This is a genomic window from Thiorhodococcus mannitoliphagus (genome assembly GCF_010915725.1).
Lineage (GTDB): Bacteria > Pseudomonadota > Gammaproteobacteria > Chromatiales > Chromatiaceae > Thiorhodococcus > Thiorhodococcus mannitoliphagus.
Genome location: NZ_JAAIJR010000425.1, coordinates 1 through 636, shown reverse-complemented (window position 1 = coordinate 636; position 636 = coordinate 1). Strand labels below are relative to the sequence as shown.

Annotated in this window: 2 protein-coding genes; one reads left to right on the top strand and one right to left on the bottom strand. The window is 57.7% G+C overall.

The annotated features are described in order from the left end of the window. Positions 1-36: 36 nt before the first annotated feature. Positions 37-345, bottom strand: coding sequence for a transposase family protein (locus tag G3480_RS27260; protein WP_164657293.1), 309 nt, complete (start codon positions 343-345; stop codon positions 37-39). Between the two features lie 96 nt (positions 346-441). Between G3480_RS27260 and G3480_RS28125 the strand changes: the two genes are divergently transcribed. Next, a partial coding sequence (locus G3480_RS28125) for a hypothetical protein (RefSeq protein ID WP_206171947.1) occupies positions 442-636 on the top strand: 195 nt, incomplete at its 3' end.

The window sequence follows — 636 nt, the reverse complement described above, 5'->3', positions numbered from 1 at the left end:
ATGCTTCGCGCCTACTTCAAGGCCGGGCGCTGGAATTTACTGAAAACTATGGCAAATGCATCCTTCATACCCGCCTCTACATGACACGGAAAATTGGGAATGCGCCCCATCCGTGCCAAGCGCCTGCTTGCGACTGACGTCTTCAACGGTGCTGTTGATCAGCGTCAGCAAGACCTCCTGCTCAAACGCCTTGGTCAGGCGGCTGCGCGGCGTATACCAGTCCAATGTCTGCGTGGTCGTCGGTCGATCCTCACAGCGCGGGCAACCGTAACGCTCAGGGCGCAGGACAATGAAGACCTGATGACCAAACATCGGTAAATGACGCAGGCTGATCTCCTCACCCAAGGCGAAAAAATCCTCGATCCAGGCTCCACAGCAATGGCAATGGCAACCCTTCTTGGTACTCGTGACGTAGATCCAGGGCTGTGAAGGTCACAAAAAGTGAACGCAACAACTCCTGTCGGTCGCCACGGCCTCCACGCGGCTGAACCGCCCGAGCAGCGCGAGTCGCGAGTCCTCGGTACAATCGCGCCTTTTTTAACCAGCGGGCTGTTGACGATGTTGCTGAATCCACTGCTTGAGCGCTTTGCCGAGCATTTCCCCATCCCCACCATGGCGCGCGCGGTGTTGGAGCGC